Annotated in this window: 25 protein-coding genes; 1 reads left to right on the forward strand and 24 read right to left on the reverse strand. The window is 38.5% G+C overall.

What is annotated here, in order from left to right:
- Positions 1 to 41: 41 nt before the first annotated feature.
- The 22 genes from hisIE to lplA form a co-directional block, all read right to left on the reverse strand.
- The gene (hisIE, locus tag LO754_RS19205; RefSeq protein ID WP_024363893.1) at positions 42 to 659 is read right to left on the reverse strand and encodes a bifunctional phosphoribosyl-AMP cyclohydrolase/phosphoribosyl-ATP diphosphatase HisIE; all 618 of its coding nucleotides are present in this window, start codon (positions 657 to 659) and stop codon (positions 42 to 44) included.
- The gene (gene hisF, locus LO754_RS19210) at positions 656 to 1,417 is read right to left on the reverse strand and encodes an imidazole glycerol phosphate synthase subunit HisF (protein ID WP_231785052.1); all 762 of its coding nucleotides are present in this window, start codon (positions 1,415 to 1,417) and stop codon (positions 656 to 658) included. The genes hisIE and hisF overlap by 4 nt, the downstream gene beginning before the upstream one ends.
- The gene (hisH, locus tag LO754_RS19215) at positions 1,411 to 2,043 is read right to left on the reverse strand and encodes an imidazole glycerol phosphate synthase subunit HisH (protein WP_231785053.1); all 633 of its coding nucleotides are present in this window, start codon (positions 2,041 to 2,043) and stop codon (positions 1,411 to 1,413) included. The genes hisF and hisH overlap by 7 nt, the downstream gene beginning before the upstream one ends.
- Entirely contained in the window at positions 2,040 to 2,639 is a 600-nt protein-coding gene (hisB, locus tag LO754_RS19220; RefSeq protein WP_024363890.1) for an imidazoleglycerol-phosphate dehydratase HisB, read from the reverse strand. The genes hisH and hisB overlap by 4 nt, the downstream gene beginning before the upstream one ends.
- 4 nt (positions 2,640 to 2,643) lie before the next feature.
- Positions 2,644 to 3,918, reverse strand: a complete 1,275-nt coding sequence (gene hisD / locus LO754_RS19225) for a histidinol dehydrogenase (protein WP_024363889.1) — start codon at positions 3,916 to 3,918, stop codon at positions 2,644 to 2,646.
- A gap of 89 nt (positions 3,919 to 4,007) precedes the next feature.
- Positions 4,008 to 4,631: an ATP phosphoribosyltransferase gene (gene hisG / locus LO754_RS19230; protein WP_024363888.1), complete on the reverse strand. Its 624-nt coding sequence runs from the start codon at positions 4,629 to 4,631 to the stop codon at positions 4,008 to 4,010.
- Entirely contained in the window at positions 4,624 to 5,796 is a 1,173-nt protein-coding gene (locus LO754_RS19235; protein WP_024363887.1) for an ATP phosphoribosyltransferase regulatory subunit, read from the reverse strand. Before LO754_RS19235 ends, hisG begins: the two co-directional genes overlap by 8 nt.
- A gap of 651 nt (positions 5,797 to 6,447) precedes the next feature.
- Entirely contained in the window at positions 6,448 to 6,990 is a 543-nt protein-coding gene (locus LO754_RS19240) for an acyltransferase (protein WP_024363886.1), read from the reverse strand.
- A gap of 4 nt (positions 6,991 to 6,994) precedes the next feature.
- A complete protein-coding gene (gene ppaX / locus LO754_RS19245) occupies positions 6,995 to 7,636 on the reverse strand; it encodes a pyrophosphatase PpaX (RefSeq protein WP_231785054.1) in 642 nt (213 codons plus the stop codon).
- Between the two features lie 12 nt (positions 7,637 to 7,648).
- Positions 7,649 to 8,470, reverse strand: coding sequence for a prolipoprotein diacylglyceryl transferase (lgt, locus tag LO754_RS19250; RefSeq protein WP_231785055.1), 822 nt, complete (start codon positions 8,468 to 8,470; stop codon positions 7,649 to 7,651).
- A gap of 37 nt (positions 8,471 to 8,507) precedes the next feature.
- On the reverse strand, positions 8,508 to 9,443 hold the full coding sequence (hprK, locus tag LO754_RS19255) for an HPr(Ser) kinase/phosphatase (RefSeq protein WP_024363883.1): 936 nt from the start codon (positions 9,441 to 9,443) through the stop codon (positions 8,508 to 8,510).
- Positions 9,444 to 9,670: 227 nt separating this feature from the next.
- A complete protein-coding gene (gene cccB / locus LO754_RS19260; protein ID WP_108031049.1) occupies positions 9,671 to 9,997 on the reverse strand; it encodes a cytochrome c551 in 327 nt (108 codons plus the stop codon).
- 50 nt (positions 9,998 to 10,047) lie between these two features.
- Entirely contained in the window at positions 10,048 to 10,896 is an 849-nt protein-coding gene (locus tag LO754_RS19265; RefSeq protein ID WP_231785056.1) for a YitT family protein, read from the reverse strand.
- 285 nt (positions 10,897 to 11,181) lie between these two features.
- Positions 11,182 to 12,411 (reverse strand): EAL and HDOD domain-containing protein, encoded by a 1,230-nt coding sequence (locus tag LO754_RS19270; RefSeq protein WP_024363880.1) that lies wholly within the window; start codon positions 12,409 to 12,411, stop codon positions 11,182 to 11,184.
- Positions 12,412 to 12,909: 498 nt separating this feature from the next.
- Positions 12,910 to 13,557, reverse strand: coding sequence for a VTT domain-containing protein (locus LO754_RS19275; protein WP_370510660.1), 648 nt, complete (start codon positions 13,555 to 13,557; stop codon positions 12,910 to 12,912).
- 308 nt (positions 13,558 to 13,865) lie between these two features.
- Complete coding sequence (locus tag LO754_RS19280) at positions 13,866 to 15,413, reverse strand: fatty acid--CoA ligase family protein (RefSeq protein WP_107895448.1); 1,548 nt, start codon at positions 15,411 to 15,413, stop codon at positions 13,866 to 13,868.
- Positions 15,414 to 15,554: 141 nt separating this feature from the next.
- On the reverse strand, positions 15,555 to 17,495 hold the full coding sequence (locus LO754_RS19285; RefSeq protein ID WP_024363877.1) for an FtsX-like permease family protein: 1,941 nt from the start codon (positions 17,493 to 17,495) through the stop codon (positions 15,555 to 15,557).
- Positions 17,467 to 18,243 (reverse strand): ABC transporter ATP-binding protein, encoded by a 777-nt coding sequence (locus LO754_RS19290; RefSeq protein WP_024363876.1) that lies wholly within the window; start codon positions 18,241 to 18,243, stop codon positions 17,467 to 17,469. Before LO754_RS19290 ends, LO754_RS19285 begins: the two co-directional genes overlap by 29 nt.
- 12 nt (positions 18,244 to 18,255) lie before the next feature.
- Positions 18,256 to 18,687: a hypothetical protein gene (locus LO754_RS19295; protein WP_024363875.1), complete on the reverse strand. Its 432-nt coding sequence runs from the start codon at positions 18,685 to 18,687 to the stop codon at positions 18,256 to 18,258.
- 11 nt (positions 18,688 to 18,698) lie between these two features.
- A complete protein-coding gene (locus LO754_RS19300; RefSeq protein WP_024363874.1) occupies positions 18,699 to 19,682 on the reverse strand; it encodes a sensor histidine kinase in 984 nt (327 codons plus the stop codon).
- The gene (locus LO754_RS19305; RefSeq protein ID WP_024363873.1) at positions 19,682 to 20,386 is read right to left on the reverse strand and encodes a response regulator transcription factor; all 705 of its coding nucleotides are present in this window, start codon (positions 20,384 to 20,386) and stop codon (positions 19,682 to 19,684) included. The genes LO754_RS19300 and LO754_RS19305 overlap by 1 nt, the downstream gene beginning before the upstream one ends.
- A gap of 220 nt (positions 20,387 to 20,606) precedes the next feature.
- A complete protein-coding gene (lplA, locus tag LO754_RS19310; RefSeq protein WP_024363872.1) occupies positions 20,607 to 21,599 on the reverse strand; it encodes a lipoate--protein ligase in 993 nt (330 codons plus the stop codon).
- A gap of 142 nt (positions 21,600 to 21,741) precedes the next feature.
- On the opposite strand from lplA, the gene yhfH reads away from it, so the two are divergent.
- Positions 21,742 to 21,867, forward strand: coding sequence for a protein YhfH (yhfH, locus tag LO754_RS19315; protein WP_069514604.1), 126 nt, complete (start codon positions 21,742 to 21,744; stop codon positions 21,865 to 21,867).
- 395 nt (positions 21,868 to 22,262) lie between these two features.
- Here the strand turns inward: yhfH and LO754_RS19320 are convergent, their stop codons facing one another.
- Complete coding sequence (locus LO754_RS19320; protein ID WP_231785057.1) at positions 22,263 to 24,449, reverse strand: YhgE/Pip domain-containing protein; 2,187 nt, start codon at positions 24,447 to 24,449, stop codon at positions 22,263 to 22,265.
- 102 nt (positions 24,450 to 24,551) lie between these two features.
- Positions 24,552 to 25,121, reverse strand: coding sequence for a TetR/AcrR family transcriptional regulator (locus tag LO754_RS19325; protein WP_024363870.1), 570 nt, complete (start codon positions 25,119 to 25,121; stop codon positions 24,552 to 24,554).
- Between the last annotated feature and the right edge of the window lie 34 nt (positions 25,122 to 25,155).

Consider the following 25,155-nt stretch of genomic DNA (forward strand, 5'->3'; position numbering starts at 1 on the left):
TACAGTAACTCATATTATACCATACAATAAGCGATATGCTGTTATTTCTCCTCGTGACGTTTTTCCAACACATGTAATACGTCAAAAACATTTACTTTTTGTTCTTGCAGTAAAACTAGTAAGTGGTAAATTAAATCAGCCGCTTCCCATTTTACTTCTTCTGCATCACGATTTTTTGCACCGATAACTACCTCTGTTGCTTCTTCCCCAACTTTTTTACAAATTTTATCGATGCCTTTATCGAATAAATATGTAGTATATGCACCCTCAGGCATATCTTGCTCACGCTTTTCAATGACTTTGACTAGCTCAGGGATAATACTAACCGAACCAACTTTTGCTTTTTCTTGCAGTACTGTCGTAAAGCAAGATGTTGTGCCATTGTGGCATGCGGGACCAGCAGGAAGTACTTCTACAACTAATGCATCGCCATCACAGTCGGCTTTAATGGACACTACTTTTTGTACGTTACCACTCGTCGCTCCTTTATGCCAAAGCGCTTCACGAGAACGTGAGTAAAACCAAGTTTCGCCTGATTCTAATGTTTTTTCTAATGATTCTTTATTCATATAAGCTACAGTTAATACTTCTTTTGTATTGGCATCTTGCACAACTGCTGTAACAAGACCTTTATCGTCAAATTTAATGTTCTCTATCATCTTACTGCCACTCCTTTTTCACGTAAGTATTGTTTTACTTGCGCTACACTCGTTTCTTTGTAATGGAAAATGGATGCTGCAAGTGCTGCATCTGCATCTACATCGTCCGCTAATACTTCGTAAAAATGTTCGGCATTCCCTGCACCACCACTTGCAATGACTGGGACTGTCAAGGCCTGTCGTACAGCCTTCGTTAAAGCTAAATCAAAGCCAGATTTTTCACCGTCTTGATTCATACTTGTTAATAAAATCTCGCCAGCACCTAAGCGGACAGCTTCTTTTGCCCACTCTATTACTTGCCAAGATGTTTTGTTGCGACCACCGTGTGTATAGACCATCCACGTGCCGTCTTCTTCACTATAGCGCGCATCAATTGCAACAACAATACATTGTGCTCCGAAATAGTCAGAACCTTCTTTAATCAGCGCTGGGCGTTCTAAGGCAGAAGTATTAACAGATACTTTGTCAGCACCTGCGCGTAAAATACGCTTCATATCCTCTAACGAGCGAATACCGCCACCAACAGTAAATGGAATGGCTAGTGTCGCCGCAGTTTGGCGCACTACATCGACCATTGTGTCACGGCCTTCATGCGATGCTGAGATATCTAGGAAAACAAGCTCATCTGCACCTTGTTCATCATAAAACTTTGCAAGCTCTACCGGATCTCCTGCATCACGTAATGATACGAACTGTACACCTTTAACAACTCGTCCTTCCTTCACATCAAGACATGGAATAATACGTTTCGTTAGCACGCCGCCACCCCTTTTAACCATTGTTCTAATAAGTACACGCCTAACTCACCTGATTTTTCAGGATGAAATTGCATACCTGTGATCGAGCCTTTGGCAACAATCCCTGGGACTTCAATGCCATGGTAGTCAGCATAGGCCACTAGTTCTGTCGGTTCAATATTCGTCGCATAAAAAGAATGGACAAAATAAACGTGATCGGCAGGTGCCTCGTCTTTGAGCCATGCTGGTCGATTCATCACAATTAATTCATTCCACCCCATATGAGGTACTCGATAAGATTGCTCCCCTTGAATGCCGCTAAAACGTTGAATGCTGCCTTTGAAGAAACCTAGTCCCTTCGTTGGTGTCACCTCTACGCTTTCCTCAAATAATAACTGCATGCCTAAACAAATACCGAGCAATGGTCGATTTTCCGCTTGTACCTTTTGTAAATAGCAATCTAATTTTGTTTCAGCTAAACGTTTCATAGCATCGGGAAAAGCGCCCACACCTGGCAGTAACAGGGCATCAGCTTCATCTAGTTCCTGTTCTTGTGCTGTTACAATGACTTCACAGCCAAGTCGTTTTAGTGCTTGTTCAACACTAAATAAATTACCCATCCCATAGTCAATCACACCTATTTTCACGTTAACAGCCCCTTTGTGGAAGGTACACCCTTAACGCGAGGATCAATTTCAACTGCCGCATCAATGGCACGAGCTAATGCTTTAAAAATAGCTTCGATAATGTGGTGTGTATTATGACCATACGGTACGATAACGTGGACATTCATTCTTGCTTCAAGCGCAAATTTCCATAAAAACTCATGCACTAACTCCGTATCAAAAGTTCCTACTTTCTCTTTTAGTTCAGGCACACGATACTCTAAATGTGGACGATTTGAACAATCGACAACAACTTGTGCCAGTGCATCATCCATTGGTACAAAGGCATTACCATAACGTTTAATACCTTTCTTATCGCCGAGCGCTTGACGAATGGCTTGTCCTAATACAATGCCAAGGTCTTCCGTTGTATGGTGATCGTCAATATGCGTATCACCATTCGCTTGAATTGTGCCATTAAATAGACCATGTTTAATAAATAAATCCAGCATGTGATCCATAAAGCCAACACCTGTTTGGATATCCGCCTTGCCCTCGCCATCTAACTCAATGGCAACTGAAATTTGTGTTTCATTTGTTTTGCGTTCTACCTTTGCGTAGCGTTTCTGTTCTGTCATCGTATTACTCCTTTTCCCATCCACGAGATTCTACAGCACGAGCATGGCCCTCTAAGCCTTCCATCCGAGCTAAGCGTGCAATTTTCGGGGCGTTCGTTGCCCAAGTTTTTTCAGTATAATAAACGATACTCGATTTTTTTACGAAGTCATCCACATTTAAGCCACTTGCAAAACGCGCTGTGCTGTTTGTTGGTAGCACATGGTTTGTGCCAGCAAAATAATCTCCAACAGGCTCGGAGCTATATCGACCGATGAAAATACCACCTGCATGGCGCACTTGCTCTGCCACCGCTTCGGCATTTTTGGTCACGATTTCTAAATGCTCAGGGGCTAATGAATTAATTGCCTCCACTGCATCTGACATCGTTTCAGCAATATAAATCGCGCCAAAATTTTCGATTGAGGCACGTGCTACTTCTTCACGTGGTAAAGTCGCTAATTGTTTTTCTACTTCCAGCGCCACATTGTGAGCAAGTTGCTCAGACGTTGTCACTAAAATAGCACAGGCCATCTTATCGTGTTCTGCCTGTGATAATAGGTCTGCAGCTACCTCATCTGCAAAAGCTGTATCATCTGCGATTACGGCAATTTCACTTGGTCCAGCAATCATATCAATCGCGACCTCACCAAATACTTCGCGTTTAGCAAGTGCAACGTAAATATTACCTGGACCAGTTATTTTATCGACGGCTTGAATTGTTTCCGTTCCATAGGCAAGTGCTGCAATTGCCTGTGCCCCACCAATTTTATATACTTCTTCCACACCTAATATATGAGCGGCGGCAAGTACACCAGCAGGTAATTTCCCGTCACGCCCCGCAGGTGATGTGATAACAATTCGCTCAACACCCGCTACTTGAGCAGGAATAACGTTCATCAACACGGAAGAAGGATAGGCCGCTGTTCCTCCAGGAACGTAAAGACCTACTGCATCGAGTGCGGTAATCCGTTGCCCAAGCCAAGAGCCATCTGCTAATTCCAAACGATAGCCAGAACGTTTTTGTTGCTCATGATAAACGCGAATATTGTGGGCAGCTTCTGTTAAATCTGCAAATAATTGCGCGTCGATTGCCTCTACTCCCTCTTTAATCTCTGCCTTTGTAACACGTAAATTGTCTGGAGCAAAGCCATCCCATTTTTCTGTATATGTACGTATTGCGCTGTCACCTTGTGCTCGCACATCTGCCAATACTTGTCGTACAATTTTTAATTGTTCTTCGTTGCCACCTTCAAGTGGTCGTTTCAAGGAAATACCTTTTGCTAACTTTGTGATTTTCATGGAAAAAGTCTCCTTTAAATTTCTAGCTATTCGTGCAGTTCCTTTTCGCAACTTGCGTCTTTGCAGTTATTACGATGAAACAACATTCATTAGTCGACACACTTCTTTAAACGTTTCACCAAATCGATTATGCGGTCACCTTTCATGCGGTAACTTACGGGATTGGCAATTAAGCGTGAGGAAACTTCTGTAATATACTCATACTCAACTAAGCCATTTTCTTTTAACGTACGTCCAGTCGATACGATATCCACAATACGATCTGCTAAACCAATCATTGGCGCAAGCTCAATCGACCCGTTTAATTCAATAATTTCTACTTGTTCGCCAATCCCTTTATAATACTTCATCGCAATGTTCGGATACTTCGTCGCAATGCGTGGCGCAAGTTCGTTCATCGTCGTATTCGGTAAGCCAGCTGAAGCAATATAGCAAGTACTTATTTTCAAATCAAGAAGCTCATGTACCACGCGCTGTTGCTCCAGTAAAACATCTTTTCCAGCAATTCCAATATCGGCTACACCGTGCTCAACATAAACAGGTACATCCATAGGTTTCGCTAGAATAAAACGAATTTTTTCTTCTGGGATTTCGATCATTAATTTACGCGACATTTCAACCTCTTCTGGTAAATTAAAGCCCGCTTCAATAAGCATTTGGTATGCCTCTTCAAAAATGCGCCCTTTCGGCATAGCAATGGTTAATTCATTCACCGCGAATTTCCTCCTGTCCAACAACAACTACCTTTGTAAAATGCGTTAAAAAGGCTGCTTCATCAACTAAACTACTTCTCAACTGTAAAGTCGCTTGTTTACCCGCTGCTCTTAAAGCCTCTATTTTTTCTAGAGCCTCTTCAAAATTTTCTTCCTCGAATAGCACCACAATGGCTTCTTCCTTGTCCGAAGCTTGTGCAGTAATCGTTTCTAATAATCTATCTACACGAATGCTAAAGCCTGTAGCACCGACCTTTGATCCAAATACTTCAAGCAAACCATCGTAACGGCCACCATTTCCTAATGGGAAACCACTGCCTGAAGCAAATACTTCAAATAACATACCTGTGTAATAGCTCATATGGCTTGAAAGAGTAAAATCAAACGCGACATACTGTGCAAGATCAGCGACTTCTAATAATTTTGCAAGTTGTTGCATATATTCTAATGCGTCATTTTTACGCACATATTTTTCAATATCACGAATTTCCTTTAAGGTCATTGCCTCTTCAATAAACTGTAACAATGCATCTGATTTTGTTTTTGGTAAATCAAATGATGCAACTGCCTCCTCAAAGCCTACATAGTTACGTTGTACAAGCAGTGTACGCAGGACATCTTCTTGTTCGATGCTTTCTGTATAGTCCTGTAAAATACAATTCAAGACACCTGCATGTCCTATTGTGACTTTGAAATTTTCTAATCCAAATTGTTTTAATAACTCCATTGCTGTAACAATTACTTCTGCATCCGCAAACACGGAATGATCACCAATTAACTCAATACCCATTTGCTCAAATTCTGCGGGACGTCCACCTTCTGTTTCCTGTGCACGGAATACACTTGCAAAGTAAGCTAAGCGCAGCGGTATCATTTCTTTCAATAATTTTGAAGTGGCTACTCGAGCAATCGGTGTTGTCATATCAGGACGTAGGACGAGCGTATTGCCCTGACTATCTACAAGCTTAAATAAATGCGCATCGGAAATTGCAGATGCTTTCCCTACCGTATCGAAATACTCTACTGTAGGCGTTTTGATAAATTCATAGCCTCTTGAGCGTAAAAAATTTCGACCTGTATGTCTTACAGCTTCTACTTTTTCATAAATTTGCGGAAATTTATCACGCATACCAAGTGGCTTTTCGAACATTTTAATCGACGACATGTGGACACTTCCTTACGTTTCACTTTAATTCACTAGAGTATTAGAGAATTAGAATATGAAAGTATTTTAACTCATTCCTTCAGTTCAGTCAATGTTTTACACATTAAATTCACAAATAATTTCAATACTTCTGTTAATTATACACCTATTTACACAAAGTGAAATGTTTATCGAGACTATTGCCTCACTTATGTAGGGGACATCAAAATGCGGACATTACTTTAAATTTAGCTGTTCTTGGTTCTTGCTTTAAAAATATAATAATTGCAAGCGAAATGAGTTGAAGGTTGCAGCCTTAGTGTACTGAGTAGAAAGGACCGCTGAAGCGTACAATAACGGCATAGCAAAAAAAGAGGTTGGGACATTACTAAAAAATTTAAAGAACAGAGGAAAGGTGTTCATAAATTTTCGCTATATGGAGAACTTAGCTATTCTTGCTTTTGCAATAAATTAGAAGTGTTCACTAGTTGTTGGTAGCGAAGGCGGTGACTCCTGCACAGAACGCGCACAACGTAAGACGCTGGCATTCTGCGCGTTAGCGAGGGTTGCGGCTTACTGTGCTGAGCGGAAAGCACCGCCGTAGCGTACAATAACGCCATAGCAAAAAAGTGTTAGATTGATTTGCAGTCAATCTAACACTTTTCATCTTCTTTACTTTTTCGGCGTGCACCATTGGACAACTTCACTTCGTTTACGCTCCGCCATCTGTTCCGCAGTGTAAATAATTTGCATCGGATTGCCACCTGCTAGACAACCTGCTGGTACATCCTTATGTACGAGTGTTGCCGCAGACACAATAGCACCGTCACCTATTGTCACTCCTGGTAAAATGGTTGAATTGGCACCAACCATTACTTCATTGCCAATATGAACATCTCCTAAACGATACTCTTCAATTAAATATTCATGCGCTAAAATTGTCGTATTAAAGCCAATCACTGTATTATTGCCGACATGAATACGTTCTGGGAACATCGTATCTGGCATGACCATTAAAGCGAAAGACGTTTGGTCACCAATCTTCATTTTTAAAAAAGTGCGATACAGCCAGTTCTTCACGCGTAAAAAAGGTGTGAAGCGTCCAATTTGAATGACAATGAAGCACTTCATCACCTTCCAAAAGGACACCGTATCATATACATTCCATAGCGAATTTGCTCCTTCGACACGATATCTTTCCGTTTTACGCGCCATGCCTTTACCCCTCTTTCACAATAGCAAGTAAATCTTTCATATGGTGCAATAGATATTCTGGATTAAACTGCTGTAAATATTGCTCCCCTTTAATTGACCATGCGACACCCGCAGCTCTTACACCCGCATTGTGTCCAGCTTCAATATCATGTGAATTATCACCAATCATAATGGCATCTTCCTTTGCGACACCAAGACGTGTAAGAGCAAGTAAAACTGGCTCTGGATCAGGCTTCACATGTTGGACATCATCAGTTCCCACGATCACCTCAAATAGATGACTAGCACCTAGGATCTTCAACCCTCGGTCAATCATCGCATTGCGCTTTGTTGAGACGATGGCTAATTTAATCCCCATTGACTTTAATTGCTCTAAAGTTGACACAACATCAGGAAACTCTGTGACAAGCTCATCATGATGCGGTTCATTCCAAGCGCGGTATTTTGCTATCATTTCATCTTCTTCTCCTGGCGTTAAAACACTAAATGTCTGTTTTAATGACGGACCCATGAATTTCAAGCAATCTTTTGGCGAATATTGCCCGGGAAATCTCTCTTCTAACACATGCATAAATGATTGTATGATTAAGTCATTTGTATTTAATAGTGTACCATCAAAATCAAAAAGCAATGCCTTTACAGCCATACTTTCCACTCCTTACTTATTGTCCAAATATTTCACAGCAGGCTTTACCTTCAATCTGCGGTAAATAATTGCCGCAAGACCTATCACAATGCCGATAATGGAAACAACCTGAGCCGAACGCAAGTCTCCTACTAAATAAAGACTATCCGTACGTAAACCTTCTATATAGAAGCGACCAATTGAATACCATATTAAATAGCTAAAGAAAATTTCACCGCGATTTAGATTCACTTTACGTAATACCAGTAATATTAATAAACCGATGAAGTTCCAAACAGACTCATATAAAAATGTAGGATGTACATATGTGCCTAGTTCTTCAATGTACATTTGATTAATAATCCAATCCGGTAGCATCAGGTTTTCTAAAAATGAACGTGACACCGGGCCGCCAAATGCTTCTTGATTCATAAAGTTGCCCCAACGACCAATAATTTGACCAATCAAAATACTTGGTGCTGCAATATCAGCTACTCGTAAAAAGCTTACCCCTTTTATCCGCGTAAATATGTAAGCCGTCGCAAATGCACCTAATAACGCACCATGAATCGCAATACCACCATTCCAAATTTCAATAATATTGCCTGGATTTTCACTATAATAATCCCAACGCATAGAAACATAATAGATGCGCGCACAAACGATGGAAATCGGCACTGCCCATAATAATAAGTCAGCTAGAAAATCCTCAGGTAATCCGCGTTTTACCGCCTCTCGTTGTCCAACAAAATATGCTAATATTATCCCCGACACAATTAAAAGTCCGTACCATCGTACAGGTATTGGCCCTAAATGAAAGGCGACCGGGTTAATGTCTAATAGTAATAAATCCATCTTATGCTCCTCTCAATATGTTACAATCCGTTTTCCATTAATCATCTAACTCATCTGATGAAGCAATGACTTCATCTAAGCGTCTTGAAAACTCTTCCGCTGCATTGACACCCATTTTCTTCAAACGGTAATTCATCGCCGCTACTTCGATGATTACAGATACATTTCGTCCAGGTCGTACTGGAATTGTGAGTTTTGTTAGTTCCGTATCAATGATTTTCATTTTTTCTTCTTCTAAACCTAAACGATCATAAACCTTGTCTGGATCCCATATTTCTAGCTCAATAATTAAGGTAATACGTTTATATGGTCGTACAGCACTTGCCCCAAACAGTGTCATGATATCGATAATACCAATACCTCGTATTTCCAATAAATGCTCTAACAGCGGTGGCGGACTCCCTATTAAAAAGTTCTCCGACTCTTGACGGATCTCCACACAATCATCTGCAACTAATCGATGCCCTTTTTTTACTAGTTCAAGAGCTGTTTCACTTTTCCCAACCCCGCTTTTTCCGATAATAAGCACACCGATGCCATATACATCGACTAACACACCATGTGCCGCTGTCATAGGTGCTAAACGTCCCTCTAAATAATTGGTTAACCTACTCGAAAATTTCGTTGTTGTCATGTGAGTTTTAAATACAGGTACATGCTTTTCGTTTGAAGCTTGAATAAGCTCATCTGGTACTTCTAAATCACGCGAAATAATAATAGCAGGCGTATCCTGTGAACATAGCAATCGCATACGCTCAAGTTTAACATTCGCTGGTAACATTTCAAAAAAGGAAAGCTCTGTTTTCCCTAGTAGCTGTACTCGATTAGCAGGATAATGCGTAAAATAACCAGCCATTTCAAGCCCCGGTCTAGAAATATCACTTGTGGTAATTGTTCTTCCTATACCTTCCTCGCCGCCTAATAACTCTAGCTTAAATTTTTCCATTACATCTCTTGTCAATACTACGACCAATATTTGCAGCCTCCATTCAAACGAATTGAATATTGTTTTATTTTAGCATGCCTATGTATAAAAGAAATGAATTTACACTTGTGTGCATGATGATTAGTAACACTATTATACTTACTTCTAGTTAAAGGTTGTACATAACAAATGTAAAACTATCTCAGAAAGCTTATGCACATGATAAAAATAGAAAAACTAGCGGTCTCCAGAACCGCTAGTTTTTTTTCATTGTATTATTTTTGTGTAGCCAACCATTTTGCAACGGCTTCAGCATCTGCACCTTTAATAAGTCCAGGTGGCATAGCCCCACGACCATTGTTAATTACGTCTAAAATTTCTTGCTCAGATAAACGAGAACCTACATTGTTTAGTGCAGGTGTATTCCCCATACCTTGTAGCTCGCCACCGTGACAAGAAACACATGATTTCATTGCGATTGCTTTACCGTCTGGTTCAGCAGCAGTATCTTTGTTATCTGTAGCTGCTTTATCTCCGCCACCACCACATGCTGCTAAGAAAATCGCTGAACCGAACACTAATGTTAACATTGCTTTTTTCATTAGTACCCCTCCTAAGTAAATGAATATCTTTCCAAGCTATTATACCAAAATTATGCACGTTTGAAACCTTCACCTAACACCTCATAAGCATCAGAAACGATGACAAACGCTGATGGATCAACGTTTTTAATGAGTTGTTTCAGCTTTGTGAACTCTGTTTGATAGACAACGACCATTAAAACGGGTCGTGCTTCTCCTGTATAACCGCCAATTGCAGGTAACTTTGTCACACCACGATCAATTTCAGCATATATCGCATCACGCACTTCATCTTGTTTTAACGTAATAATATAAACCATTTTTGATTGACTAAAACCTAACTGGATAATATCAATCGTTTTCGTTGTGACGTACAGTCCAATTAACGCATAGAGCCCTTTTTCTAAGTCAAAAACAATTGCCGCACTAATTGCGATAATTCCATCAATTAATAGTACACTTGTACCAAGCGATAATCCGGTATACTTTGTAATAATTTGGGCTAGTAAATCAGTGCCACCAGTAGAAGCATTCCCCTTAAAGACAAGTCCTATTCCTAAGCCTACAACAATTCCGCCAAAAAGCGCACCAAGTAAAGGATTATCTGTCCACGGCTCCCAGTGATTTGTCAATAACACAATCAACGGTAATGTTATTGTCCCAATAAAAGATTTGACGCCAAACTTTTTACCAAGTATTATTACTCCTGCTAGAAACAATGGGATATTAAATGCATATTGTACAATGCCAGGATTCCAGCCAAATAAACCATGTAAAATGGTACTTATGCCACTAACTCCACCTGACGCTACTTGATTTGGTAGTAAAAATACATTAAAACCTATTGCCACAACTGCGGCACCAATAATCACATAAACATATTCCACAATACTTGCCCTTACATCTTGTGTTTGATTCATTTCCTCACGCCCACTTCAACTATCAGATTTTTCTAAAGATGACGACATGATTATAGCAAATAGTTTTCACGTTGAGAACTTCATCTTGATAAAGAGAAAGTAGTTGGAATAAATGAGAAAAAGTGCTAGATTGATCCCAATCAATCTAACACTTTTTCTCAGCCGTTGATGTCCGCTACAGGTGCACTTTCCGCACTGTAAGGACACATACCTCTTTTTTGCGTGCGGAATACCTTTTAGGAGTCGCCTCTTGCTACAACTCCTATAAGCTGTCGTTTTCCCTAATTATAATGATGTTTCTGCCCATTCTAGTGCTTCATTATATAAAAGATCAATACTTGCCATTTCAATATTAATTTGTGGTGCTAATTCTTCTAATCGTTGCCAATCTAATTTTCCAAGCGCAATACTAAATTCAAGATAAGGTGTCATCTCTGTTTGACCACCTAATATTGTTTCTGTAATCGCCTCTGAGAAAGGTAATTGTTGCAAAATAACATTCATCGGTCTTTGTAAGATCGCATCAATTAACGAAAACATCCCAACTAAAAAGTATTCAGAAAAGTTTTGCTTATAATTGCGTTTGGCTAATTTTTCACAAACCTTTGCTCTGAACAAAGATGTTTGCATCAACTCTTGAAAAAGATCTGTATCTGCCCTACCATCGAATTCACGCAGAGCTAGTAAATAAATCCACTTGCGAAGATTTGCTAAGCCAAGTAATAAAATGGCTTGCTTAATGGAGCGTATTTTCGATTTTGAACGTTTACTAGAATTATTAATCATTTGTAATAATTTATACGTCAACGATATGTCCCGTTCAATATTTTCTGCTAACAGATGAACGTTCGGTTCTTCTTCCTTTAAGAGCGAAATTATATGAAAATATTGGATGGCATTTGCGGGAATATCCATCGCTTTAATGATTTGAGGTTGCTCAAAAAAGTAACCTTGAAAAAACTCATAGCCTGAATGCTTGGCGACTCTATATTGCTCTTGTGTTTCCACTTTTTCCGCAAGCAATTTAATATGGGGGAAATTTTCCTTTACCATATTTTCTATTTCCATTCTTTCAACTAAAGAAGATATTAAGAAATCCACTTTAATTAAATCAATATGCGGGAAAAGCGTATCATATATTGGTACATTTCCTTTTAAAATAAAATCATCTAACGCTATTTTAAACCCATGCGACTTCAGCTCAATGACACGCTTAACTAGATTTGGTGTTAGTGGTACATCTTCTAAAATCTCGATTACTACTTGCGAAGGATCTAAAAATTCATCGATTGAACTCATAAGCAAGTTTTCCGTAAAATTAACAAAACAAGGCTTACCTTTCGTTACCTCTTCAATACCAATTGATAAAAATGAGTTCACTAACACATCCACTGTTGCAGCATCTGAATCGACATCAGGAAATGAATTTACATTTTTGTTTCGATATAACAACTCATATGCAACGACCTGTTCATGAAGATTAAAGATTGGCTGTCTTCCGATGAATACTTCCATTTCGTTGCCTCCAATTCACCATTTTCTAGTAATTATTATAGCACTTTTCATTACCTTACGCTTATTTTTTCAACACTATAATAAATTTTTCTTATTGAGAAACTAGCATTTACCTATATAATTTACATTTTATGACTAAAAAAGATAAAGCATTACTACTTTATGCATCTATATTAAAAATTTGCTTTTACTTTTTACTTGCTTACCTTGCGCAACATTTACTAAAAAGGGTGTTATACTGATTTTTCAAAAGTAACAGGTTGGACAATAGCATCCTACATTTTTGCATTGTGATAGTAAATTTTTAAGATTTTATATTTCATATTGATGCCGGACACTATAGTTGAGATTTTTTAAAGTTAACATAGATTTTCCTCCTACCATGGAAATAACAAAAAGCCCTACCACCAAAAATAGTGGTAGGGCTAGCCTGTGTAAATGATGCTTAACATAATTTTCTTTTAGTGTCAGCCTGCAAATGTTATCTGAGGCATCTTTTTATTTCCCACCAAATTTAGATTTAAAAGCGCCAATAACAGCCGGAATAACTGAGATAACTATGATTAAAATAAGCACTACTGAGAAGTTATCTTTAATAATTGGAATATTACCAAAGAAATATCCAAGGAGTGTACAGCTGAATACCCATAAAACAGCGCCTACGATGTTGTACAGTAAAAAGTAGCTATAATGCATCTTACTTGCCCCTGCAACAAACGGAATAAACGTACGAATGAAAGGCATGAAACGAGCAATTACAATTGTTTTGCCACCATGCGTGTTAAAAAATTTCTCCGCTGCTTCCATACGTTCTTTTTTAACAATCCGACCTAAAAAACTTTTCGGAGGAATCGATGTCCCAACTTTATGACCGATATGGTAATTCATTGTATCCCCTAAAATTGCTGCTGCCAAAAATACAGGAATTAGTATCCATAAGTCAAAGGCGCCCATTGCAGCTGTTAATGTACCACTTGCGAAAAGTAATGAGTCACCCGGTAAAAATGGGAAAATCACGACACCTGTTTCAACAAAGACAATGGCAAATAGAATAAGATAACTCCAATTACCAAAATCACGAATGATTTCTTCCAAATGCACATCAATATGCATTATAAAACTTATTAACTCTTGGATGAGTCCTATCATTGGTTTTGTATGCTCTCTTTCAATTTAATTTTTCTTAATAGCTTGGACGTTGTTGCGCACAAAAGGGTTCCAAAACAATACAACAAAGTATACAAGTTACTACTCCCCTACTATATGACAAGCCCTTTTAAAGTATGTAGAAGGATTACACATGACTGATTTTATCACTCCAGCTCAATGCACTCAACTTATTTCACCGTAAGTGCCAGACACCCAAACAATTCTGATAATTTAAAAGGCAGCTGTTCCAAAACCAACAAGCCCACCACAAATTTTTTTGTGGTGGGCCTGACTTATTAATTCGTTTATACTTTTTCTTTTAAAGTACGACGCAAAATTTTACCTGTTGTATTTTTGGGAAGCTCATCTAATATTTCCACAACTTTTGGCACTTTATATTTCACCATATGCTTTGCACAATATGCCAAAATATCATCTGTTGTCGTAGCCGCTACTTCCTTGAGTACGATATATGCATGTACTGCTTCACCAAAATTAGGGTCTGGGTAGCCAACAACTGCCGCCTCTACGATATTATCATGAGCAAATAGAACTTCCTCTACTTCTCTCGGATAAACATTATAACCGCCAACAATAATCATATCCTTTTTGCGATCGACGATATAGAAATAACCTTCGTCATCAACTTTTGCAAGATCCCCTGTGTAAAGCCAACCATCACGAATTGCCATCGCCGTTTCTTCAGGCATTTTATAATAGCCTTTCATGACATTTGGACCACGAACAACTAACTCACCAACTTCACCGACAGGAACATCTATACCATTAACATCGACCACTCTATTTTCAACGTTATTAATCGATGTACCGATAGAGCCAGCTTTTCGCTCACGGTCTAATGGATTGAAACATGTTACCGGTGAAGCTTCTGATAAACCATAGCCCTCTGATACACGTACATTAAATTTCTTCTCGAAATTATGTAATAGTGCAACCGGTAATGATGCGCCCCCTGAAATGGCTAAACGAATTGTTGAAAAATCTTCCGGTTTGCCTTCTGGTAATAAATACAAAAAGTTATACATCGTAGGCACACCCGCAAAGACAGTCGCCTGTTGCTCTCTCGCCAATGTGAAAATTTCACTTGGGCTAAAGCGAGGTGTAAGTAAAACGGTTGCTCCACTAATCAATGGTGCATTGACTACGACTGTTAATGCAAACACGTGGAAAACTGGTAATGTTGCAATAATTCGATCATTTGCTTGATACCCTAAATACGTTGAGACATCACGTGCATTTGAATAAACATTTCCGTGTGTCAGCATGGCACCTTTTGGATTGCCTGTTGTTCCCGAAGTGTATAATATAATAGCCGTATCATCTTGTGCGATGTCTACCGGTTCTAACGATCCAGTGGCACTTGCAACAATATGCGAAAATAAATGTGTTTTCGCTTTTGCCTCTTCCGATAAAGCCGCTATTTTTTCAGCTACATCTGCTGTTGTTTCACAAACGACAAATGTCACTACTTCTGGGAATGCCTGTACACCTACTTCTACTAATGGAAGCAATGCATCAAGTGCAATAACCGCCTTAACATCGCCATTTCGTAAAATATAAGATATCTCATCTGGCGTATAGATTGGATTCACAGGAATTGCTGTTGCTCCTAGACGCATCGTTGCATATAAAGCGATTAAATAATGTGGCGTGTTGCCGAGTAAAAACGCCACATGGTCCCCTTTTTGTACCCCTAAATCTTGTAACCCCTGTGCAAAACGGCCAACTGTGTGCTCAAATTCCCCATATGAAGTATCTTTCCCCATAAAATGATACGCAATTTTTTCCGGCTGCTCTGCTGCTTGTTGACGAACACATGAAACTAAATTCAATTACACCATCCCCTTATCGTATAAAATGAATCGTTATTCAGTAATATTATATAAGAAATATATCTAAAAAACAATGAAACTTTTTATTTCGTGTCAATATTACCTTTAAAAAATTCACTTTTTTCTCTTTTGTACGTATTTTTAAGAACGGATATGGGAGATGTAACGCCAACGAATTAAGTAAAAATAGATAACCTGTATTAGGACAAAAAAGCCAAATGCAAAGAACACTTCTTTAACAATTGAAATATTGGCAATGTCCTTTAAAATGCCTTGTACCATAAAGAAAGCAAAGCCACTGTGCATCATAGCAACGCCCCACGGTAAGAAAAATTGTGGGAATAAATGACGGTTGACTAGCTTTTTCAACTCAATATCTGTTAAGCCCATGCGTTTTAACACATCAAATTTCCGCTTTTCTCGTTCAAGTGAGGTATGCAATTTAAAGTAAATAAAACTACCAGCAGCTAGTAAAAATACAGTGGCCACTAAAACACCAACTAATGTAAATAATGAGTAGGTAGCTAATATATAAGAATAATTTAATCCTGCATTTTCAAAATAAAATGGGCTATGCTTGCCCTTTTTTATACTATAAAAATATTCCGTTGAGGCATCATCCACTATGTCCTTGCCAATTTCCTTCGTCTCCATCCACTGTGGAATATCGAATGTAAATAAATGATAGACGGGTTGCAAAGCGTCCTTACTAGTAATCGGCTTTACAAGCTTCCCAAAGTCTTCATCACTGATCACAATTGAGTTTACACTAACAATGGAACCTGGGAATACGATTTTAGGATATACACTATCAATGGTAATTGGAATTTCGTTTTCTTCTAAAATTGTATGGACTACTATATTTTTAAGTTTCTTCAAAGACTCTTCGGAATATGGTATAAACACTGCTTCACCAGACGCCAAATCAATTAACGGATAGTTAAAAGAAGACAACAAAACATTCATATCAGATTCGCGGAATACTTCCACCTCATTGTGTGTAAAGGAGGATGTTTGCTTGACAACAAGAAAACGGGATAAATGATAGGATAAACCCTTGTCTTCTAACTGCATACGCAAAGAATTGATATGCTCAGCCTCAAACGGATTATTAATATCTCCTTTATAAATAAGCCCTAATGGATTTAATCGGTCATATTGCGTCGTATAAGAAGACATTGTAGCTAAAACACCGACTGATAAAAACGCCAGTGTCGAAACCATTGTAACAACGAAGAACATTTTCACATTATCCATCATAATATGTGTCTGCTCGGCTAAAGATAATAAGCGATAACGTCGCCAATGAAATTTACGTTTCCCACGAGCAATTTCTAAAAAGAACGGTACTGAATCACTAAAAAAATAATACGTTCCAAATGTTGCCGAGAAAGGAATCAATAAAGTTAAACCTATCATCGTCGTATGGGAAACAATAACTGCCAATGCATACGTTGCTAAAATCAAAATAACACCATATGTTGCGCGAATCTTTGAATAACTAGCCACACTAGTTAAATAATCATTCCCTTTGATTAAATCTCGCAATTTTCTCTCACGTGTAAAATATACGCTAATAAACGAAATAACCACAAAAGCACTTGTGAAGACGCCTATCGTAAGTAAAAAAGGTTGCCAAGATACATAGAGCGGTAAATTCTCTAAATGTAAAATTTCTCGAACAATCATAAAGAAAAACTTTGAAAATGAGAAGCCAAAAATAATGCCCACAATAATCGAACCAGAGCCAATAATCATCGTTTCTAAAAAGACAAGTTTGTTCATTTGGCGCTTTTCCATCCCAAGATGCAATAATATAGCGAACTCATGGGATCTCGCCTCTAAAAAGGCACTCATGGAATAATATAAAAAGAACAAAGTAAAGAGGACAAGTACGATTTCTGCACCAATCATGCCGACTAACGATACTTCTCCTAAAATACCTCGTTCAATATCTGGATGAAACATCAGCATTGAATAGATAAAAAATACAGCCACAGAAAAAAAGCTTGCCATAAAAAAGGCACCGTAAATACGGCTGTTCCGTACGACATTACGGTAAGCGAATTGTCGAAAGGTCACCTACTTGCCCTCCTCCTAGTAAGCTCAATACATTTAAAATTCGTTGGAAAAACATTTGACGTCGATCATCACGATAAATCTCATTGAAAAATTCCCCATCCTTAATAAAGAGCACACGATCACAATAACTTGCGGCGATTGGATCATGTGTCACCATCACGATTGTCGTTTGTTTTTCTTTATTAATTTTTGTTAATAGTTCAAGGACATCACGCGAGGAATTCGAATCTAAATTCCCTGTTGGTTCATCAGCTAAAATAAGGCTCGGATTGTGAATCAGTGCCCGTCCAATGGCGGTTCTCTGTGCTTGTCCACCTGAAATTTCATTGGGACGTTTATGCAAAAAGGACGTTAAATCAAGCTTTTCTACAATACCTGCAAGACGCTCCTCCATTACTTCTAACGGCTGCTGATCGAGCGTTAACGGCAATACAATATTTTCTTCAACCGTAAGCATATGCAATAAATTAAAATCCTGAAATACAAAGCCGAGTTGTCTTCTTCTAAAATAAGCAAGCTCAGTAGCATTTAGCTTATGCGGGTTCATGCCATCTAAAATGATTTCCCCACTCGTTGGTTCATCAATCGTAGAAATAATATTTAATAACGTCGTCTTGCCGCTTCCTGATGGACCCATTACTGCTAAAAACTCGCCTTGTTCAACCTCAAAGCTTAATTGATTGAGTGCACGATGCGTCACCTTGCCCTCATATACTTTCGTAACATCCTTTATTTCTAAAATAGGCATACTTTGTTCACCTTATTTCTCGATTAATTCCATAGATTTTGGTAAAAGCCAATTGAATACCACCTCAAAGCCAATTTGAAAGTGTGGTTCTATTTCGGCTGAAGCATTCTTCGCTTCTTCTTGCACTAGACTAAAGCAATGCTCTCCAACTACGACATCCCATGCATCTAACTCACCTTCAATTATTTCACCATAAACTGCATAGTGCCCACTATACATCACTTGCTCGCCTTCAACTGGGAAAGCATTTAGGAGACTTGGTTTATGTAAGTTTAGCCCAAGTGCATCACAAAAATGCACAACTTCATCTTGTAGGAATAAGCTTGCCTGACGGAAATTTTCACAAAACAAACAATCACATAGTTCTGTGTGTGACGCGTACAACTCCTTCGTTTTATCTAATTCAATATTTAATACCCAGTCTTCAATCCGTACTTCTCCCATTTCTGCTCCCCCTAATTTGTAAATGTCACGGTGACAATCGTCCCTTTGCCTACTTCTGATGTAATGTCCAATTGATGCCCTAGTTTTCCGCAGATTTCCTTTGCTAAATACAAGCCCATACCTGTGGATTCTCCAGTTTTACGCCCATTTTCACCTGTAAAAAAGGCTTTGGTCACACGTGAAAGGTCAGAAGCGGGAATACCAATTCCTTCATCACAAATCGCTAACTGAATATGATCATCTTGTTTAATAGCAGACATCACGATCTTTTTATTCTCTTCAAATGTATATTTAACTGCGTTTGTTACAAATTGCCCGATGATAAATCGAAGCCACTTTGAATCACTTGCTACGATAATATCGTCCTCAATATGGATTTCTGGAAAAACACGATTCGTAATAAATAAACGTTTATTTTCATTAACAGTTGCAGTAACAATTGTTTTTAACGGAATTTGTTCGACTTGCATATCCTCTTCAAAGTTTTCTAGACGCGCGTTAACAAGCACCATATCCAATCCTCTACGTAAACGATCTATTTCTTCTTGCACATTCTTTTTATCAAGAGGGCGTTCATCCTGCAATAGCATCTCAATGACAGAAATAGGCGTTTTCATTTGATGTACCCATTGATTCATAAATTGATCGTGGCGCTTTTGGCTAGCATACAAGGAATGAAGCTCATGCTGATACAGTCGGTACAGTTCATGCATATATTTTTCTACTTGCACCGCTTCTGGTGTTTTGGCATTTTTTTGTAACACATCTTCCATTGATTTTGGAAGATGTAATATTTTACCCAAATAACTTTGGCGCATTAAATAACGAATAAGTAAAAAAGAGCATAGTAATACTAAGCTAATACTTACAGAATAAATAGCCGTATCGACGTTACGAAAGCCATCGAGCCAGTACAACACCATAATAAAACCGACTAAAATCAGTTGAAAAATAAAAAATGTTGCATAATCACGTAAAAATAATTTCCAGCCCATTACAACTCACCCGCACTTAATATAAAACGATAGCCTGCTCCACGAACCGTCTCAATTGTTGAGGCAATATGATAATCGGCTAGCTTCTTGCGAACGCGTGTCATGTTCACATTTAACGTATTTTCATCGACAAATGCTTGATCGTCCCATAGCTCCTCTAGCAGTTGCTCACGTGTTACTACTTTGGGTGCATGGCCCATTAACAATTCTAAAATAATACATTCTTTTTTCTGTAATGGAATTTCTAAATCATTTTTGTGCAGCTCCATACGCTCTAAATGCAGTACAAGCTGTCCTTGTTTAATCGTCCGTTCTTCTTGTCTAGCGGCATATTCTCCATATGTACGACGCAAGTGACTACGGATTTTAGCGAGAACGATTTCGTAATTAAATGGCTTTGTAATAAAATCGTCACCCCCATTTTCAAGCGCAAAAATTTGATCCATTTCGCCAGAGCGCGCTGAAATGAAAATGATGGGACATGTTGTATGTTGACGTAGCTGACGACACCAGTAATAGCCGTCATACGCAGGTAAATTTATATCAAGCAATACCATATGTGGATTAAAGGCTGTAAATTCTTCTATTAAGTGTTCAAATTCTTGAATCGTTTCCACTTCGTATTGATATTTTCTCAGTGTTTCTGCAAGCAATGATGCAATTTTCACATCATCCTCGACAATAAATATTCGATGCTTCTCCATAATGACACTCCTTTCTATCATATATTGTACCAAAAAAAGGCTACGCGCCCTAATTGCGCGTGCCCTATTTATTGTGAATATATTGGTAACTTCAAGTTCAACGGTTCCATCATGTTTAGACTTTAATTTTTCCACAGTATTACCGCCTACATTATACGCCAAGTTAGGCTAAAATATCTTTTTTAGGAAAAGGCATTAGCCAACTATTTTTTGTCTACTGTTAATAAATTAATTGTAAAAACTCTTCTGTAGAAATGCCTCCAAAGTATGTTGGGATATTGATATCCGCTAATGACATCGCAATCGCAGCACGATCATAGTTTGTACCAACTAAGCGTTGCTCAACATCTGCAATATCGCCTACACCGAAGAAATCACCAAATATATGTGCTTCTTCAATCACACCATGATTCACTTCTAAGCGAATGTCAATCCCGCCTGAAGGGAAACGATGTGTTTTTTGAATATTAAAGCGAGGGGATTTCCCGTAGTTCCATTCCCAAGTTTGATAGCGTTCAGCAGATAATTGATGAATATTTGCCCAGTCTTCTTCTGAAAGCTCATGATAGCGAATGTTTTCTTCTCCACCGAAAATAGATTTTAAAATTTCTAAGCGGAATGCTTCAACGGTCATTTTATCCTTTAAAAACTCAGAAATATTTGCTACACGTGAACGAATGGATTTAATACCCTTTGATTCAATTTTATCTTTCTTTACTTTCAATGCAGATACAACTGCATCTATTTCTGTATCAAACAGTAATGTCCCATGACTAAACATGCGACCTTTAGTAGAAAACTGCGCGTTACCAGATACTTTACGCCCTTCAGCTAAAATATCATTACGACCCGATAACTCCGCATTTACGCCCATTTTTGCAAGCGCGTCGACAACTGGCTGTGTGAATTTTTTATAATTCATAAAGCTATCGCCATCGTCCTTCGTAATAAAGCTAAAGTTCAAGTTTCCAAGGTCATGATACACCGCACCCCCACCAGAAAGGCGGCGCACAACAATGATACCATTATCTTCAACATAATCTGTATTAATCTCTTCAATCGTATTTTGGTTCTTACCAATAATAATAGATGGCTGATTTATGTAAAATAACAGCACCGGTTCCTTCTCTACATCCATTGTCTTTAGTAAATACTCCTCAATGGCAAGGTTAATGCGTGGATCATGAATCCCTTTATTATCAACGAAAATCATAGTCGTTTCCTCCTTCACAAAATATCCATATTTTATTTTAACGTAAATTAGGCATTTTGTGTTGACGAAACGCATCTGTTATAATACACTAGAAAATAATAAAACAGTAATAGTACAGATGAACTTAAAGGAGGAGTCCACAATGTTAGAAAACGTAGTTGAATTTTTCAAGAACTTACCTGCAAAACAATGCACAGAATGCGGTGAAAAGATCGAAGAACAAAGCGAATGCTACAGCAACACTTGTGAAAAATGTAACTGCCTATAAGCATTTGCCTATGCTGTAACGTCATTTCGTGCCCCACACGAACTAATAATGACACCACTCATCATACATTTATGATGAACCATTAATTAAATCTCTTACACTTACACAAAACAGCAGCTGATACGCTCATATCAGCTGCTGTTTTACATTTAAACTGAAATTGTTTGAGTGACTGGCACTTTGCATATGCGCCAGCCATGACATTAGGGCGGGAACAGCGCAAGTTGTAAGACGTAACAAACCGCGCGACAGCGAGGGTTGTTGCTTACACTGTGCCCGCGAAAAGCGAAGTGGATTTTTACGATTTAGGAGCCTATATTATGCTAGGTACTAAATTGTTTGAGTGACTGGCACTAAAAAACACCCACCAAGTAAATGATGGGTGCAAAGTGTTTTTAATCTTCCGCTACTTTTGAGTAACGTTTTGTGTGTAATAACATGAAATAACCAAAAGTAATGACTAAGAACACAATTAGGTAGCCAAATAACATACCATAGTTTTGCCATAAATACGTCATATCGCCTGTTGAGATGCTTGCTTTAAATGCTTGAACAGTATATGTCATTGGCAATAATTTATTAAATACTTGCAATGGTGACGGAATCAGTTCAAGTGGGAATGTACCCGCGCTTGTTGTAAGTTGTAAAATCAGTACAACAATGGCAATGAAACGACCTGGATCACCGAAAATAGAAACTAACATTTGAATTAAAGCTAGGAACACATAACTTGTTAGTAACGCCGTTAGTACAAAGTAACCTAAATTTTGTACTTCAAGACCTAAGCCCCATTTTACAATGGCTACTGTTAATAATGTTTGCACTAAACCTACGAATGCAAGGACTGTCACTTTACTTGTAAACCATGATGCGCCATTTTTCGGACGAATTGCAGGTTCTACAAGTGGGAATACGATTGAAATTAGCAGTGCTCCAACAAATAATCCAAGTGAAATAAAGTAAGGTGCGAAACCTGTACCATAGTTTGGAACATGGTTGATTGATTCTTTTTCTACTTCAACCGGACTACCGACCATATCATATGTGTCATTATTTGCATGTACTTCGTTTGCTTTTTCACTAGCTTCACCTAATTTGCTAGATAGTGTCGCTGTACCATCGGCAAGTTCAGTTGACCCATCAGCAAGTGTTGCAGAGCCTTCTGCTAACTCGCCAGATTTTGAAGCAAGTGTTGAAGTACCTTTATTCAATGTTGTTGTACCACTCGCTAAGTCATTTAATCCTGAAGCTAATGTTTGTGAACCAGCAACAGCTGTGTTTACACCTGCATGTAATTCACCTAGTTTACTAGCAAGAGTGGCGTTACCAGCTTGAAGGCTTTGTGCACCTTGAACTAGTTCATTGCTTTTTGCTGCTAATGCATTTGCACCAGCTAAAACATCTTTTTGACCTGCAGCAATTTGTGATGCACCACCGCTAACTTGGTTAGCACCAGCTTGTAATTTTTCAGTACCTGCTGCTAATGCATTTAAACCATTGTGCACATTGGTACTACCAGCTTGTAGCTCAGCTAACGTTTGCTTTAAAGCAGCGGCTTGCTCTGCTGGCATTGCATCAATTGTACTTTTTAACTGTGCTGTTAGAGCCACAATACCCGCTTCTACTTGTGCAGAACCATTAGATAACTGATTTGCTGAACTGTTTAGCTTACCAGCATTTTCAGCAACAGATGTTGCACCAGCAATAATTTGCTGTTGTTTTTCAGTTATTGTTGTTAGGCCTGCTTCTACTTTCGCTACACCTTGTGTGTATTGAGATAGACCTTGTTGAAGACTTGTTGCACCTGCAGCTGCCTGCTGTGCACCTTGCTGTAACTGCACTGTACCATTTTCTAATTTCACAAGACCAGTTGATAAGTCGTTAGCACCATTAGCTGCTTGCGTTGCACCTTTGGTAATTTTATCTGTACCATCAGAAAGTTCAATTGTGCTAGAAGCTAACTGTTCTAAATATCCTTTTAAATCTTTCGCTCCATTTGCTACTTTTTTAGCGCCTTCGTCTAACTTAACAGAACCATCAGCTGCTTCTGTAAAGCCATCTCCTAATGTGGCAATAGAATCAAATAATTTCTCTGCATATGTAGCAGAAACTTGCGTATTTACTTCCGCACGAATGCGATCCATTGCTGTTTCGCCAATTTGTGCTCCTAAGAAGTTCAAGCCTTCATTCGGAATATAATTCATGACTAATTTAGAAGGTTTGTCATCAAGTAAAGTCGTAGCATGCTCTGAGAAATTTGTTGGGATTTCTAAAATCATGTAATAGTCTCGACCATTTAATCCTTTTTCCGCTTCTTCTTTTGACACTTCTATAAAGTCAAATTGCTTACTATCGACGAGTTTATCGACTAAGGTATCTCCTAAGTCTAACTTCACTCCATCCATTTCTGCACCCTTATCATCATTAACAATCGCTACCGGTAAATTAGACATGCCTGCATATGGATCCCAAAACGCCCATAAAAACATGCCTGCATACATGACCGGAATAAATAGAACAGCGATTATTGAAACAAGCATTTTTCTTGTTTTAAGGATTTTCAGCCATTCAGCTTTAATCATATTTTTTCTCACTCCTATACTAATTGACCGAAAACGTCATTTGGTCATTTTACTGCAAAAAAATCGCAAACTTCATCATGTGTAAAATTTGTAGATTTTTTCTTAAAGAACGAGCCCTCGAAAGATTGTCTCCTTAAAAAGATTTAGTATCTTCTCTTCTGGAATCATGTCGCCATGTAGCTCATGCCAATCTACTACGAACGCTAAATACGCTTTTAATAACAGGTAGCTTACTAACTCCGCATCACAATCTCGAATTTCACCTTTATCAATTCGTCGTTGAATTAATGTTGCCATATAAGATAATATTTCAGACTCAATGCGAATTAGAACTTGTTTGACCGCTGGCGTACGTAATTCTTTTTCTTCTTCTATTAACTTCGCAAATAAAAGATGCTTCTCACGGAACTGTAGCATTTTCATCAAAGCATGATGCGCATTATCCATAAAGCTTGCTGATACATCCAACACTGCATCCGCTTCCGCCTTCATCTCACGTACAAGTGACATCGCAATCTCTTGAAATAAAATTTCTTTATTTGCAAAGAATGTATAAATCGTTCCTTTACCGACATTCGCAATTTTCGCCACTTGTTCCATCGTCGTTGCCTTGTAGCCAAACAACGTAAATGATTTTGCAGCTGCTTCAATAATTTCCTGCCTACGATCCATTTGTGACATCCTTTCCTGTTAAGTTATGTACACC

This window comes from Lysinibacillus sp. GJ-1, assembly GCF_021166035.1.
Classification (GTDB): Bacteria; Bacillota; Bacilli; order Bacillales_A; family Planococcaceae; genus Lysinibacillus; species Lysinibacillus sphaericus.